The following is a 1658-nucleotide window of genomic DNA, read 5'->3' as shown; positions in this document are numbered from 1 at the left end:
CCTCGATCTTTCTTGACGGTCTGCCGACGGAGTCGGCAGACCGTCGTGCGTTCTGTGGCTGGCGAGGGCAGCGCGGAGGCCCGACTGTCGTGTCGGGTGGGCGCCGGGTTCCACTGCTCCGGGTCGGGTGGTGCTGTCGTCGAGACGGGAAGCTGCTGGTCAGTCAGGGTGGGGTAGCAGGGCGAGCCGGTCCAGGGCGATGGTGATGTCGTGGGTCCAGGGCCAGTGCCGGGCAAGGCGGAGGATCCGCCGGCGGCCGGTGGTGACGAGGTGTCCCGCCGCGGTGAACAGTCGGAGCCGCAGGCGCCTGGGTTCCCAGAGCCGGGCCTTGCCGGTCAGCGCGAGCATCGCCATCCAGGCCAGCAGGTCCAGCGCGATCTGCACGATCTCCAGCCAGACGCGGTTCTGGGCGGTGTCATGCAGGGGTAGGTTGCGCAGGCCGGTGGCCCGGGCGGCCCTGATCCGATCCTCTGCCCGGGCCCGCAGGCGGTGGCGGAGCTCCAGTTCGGCGATCGGCAGGCCGGTGGTGTTCGTCGCGAAGCACGTGAGCCGCATGCCGTCCGCGTCGGTGAGCCTCAACTGGGCCCCGGGGTGCGGCCTTTCCTTGCGGACGATGAGCCGCATGCCCTTCGGCCAGCCAGCCACGACATCGCCGGTGAGTTCGGCGACCCAGGCGCCGTCCCGGATCTCGCCGTCCGCCTCGACGGCCGGTGTCCAGGCCTGCGCGGGCACCTTCAGCACGTGCTGGTGGATCGCGTCGGTGATCACCATGCCGACGGAGTAGGACAGCCAGCGTCCCCGCTGGGCGAGCCACGCGACGAAGCCATGGGTGCCGCCCGCGGAGTCGGTGCGGATGAGAGTCCGCCGTCCGCGGCGGTACTTCTCCGGTAGTTGAGCGAGGGCCAGGCGGGCGGCGGTGATGTGGTCGGAGGCTGTGTTCGAGCCCGCATTGCCCGGCCTGAGCAGGGCCGCGACGGGTTCCCCGGTGCCGCCCGGGCCGTGGTCGACGAACCCCATCAGCGGGTGGTGGCCATAGGTCCGCTTCCAGGTCGGGGCGGCGTCCTGCTTGTCGGAGTGCGCGGTCACCAGCACCCCGTCCAGGTCGACGGTCACCGTCCCGTGCGCGTCCGGCGCCTTCCGGCCCGCCAACTTCCAGACCTTGTCGCGGACTTCGGCCCGAGCGGCGCGGATCGCCCGAAGGGCGGTGTCGCCGGAGGAGGCGAGGACGTCGATCAGGCGGGAGACCGTCGGATCGGAGGCGACCGGCCCGAACATGGCCGGCTCCGCCCGCAGCATGCCCACGTCGGCCAGGCAGTCCCCGCCCGTCGCGACCGCCAGGGCGAGGTCCAGGACGACCTTCCCCGGATCGTGGACGGCCCGTGGCCTCCGCCACGGAGCAAGCGCGGCGGATATCGCCTGGTCAAGACCGGCCTTGCGGACCGTCTCCACCAGCAGGACCGAACCGGCCTGCGAGACCACCTGGCGGCCGTCCTCCTGGACACGGACACGCGGGTACGACGAGATAGGCTCTCTCACCTGGAAAGTGCTCTTTTCCTTGCGGCCAACAGGACCCTCAGCAAGTCCCATCGTTGCAGGTCAAGGGCACTTTCCGCGTTTCTGATCAGCTCTTGGACAGCCTGCTTCGTGAAAGCGCGAGG

Annotated in this window: 1 protein-coding gene; it reads right to left on the bottom strand. The window is 70.7% G+C overall.

The window, feature by feature from the left end:
- Positions 1-159: 159 nt before the first annotated feature.
- Positions 160-1536: an IS1380 family transposase gene (locus tag AC0699_RS39685; RefSeq protein WP_478671580.1), complete on the bottom strand. Its 1377-nt coding sequence runs from the start codon at positions 1534-1536 to the stop codon at positions 160-162.
- Between the last annotated feature and the right edge of the window lie 122 nt (positions 1537-1658).

The sequence above is a fragment of the Streptomyces sp. NPDC043870 genome (assembly GCF_056435785.1).
Note: the sequence above shows the minus strand (reverse complement) of the source record. Positions and strands in the feature narration are given on the sequence as shown.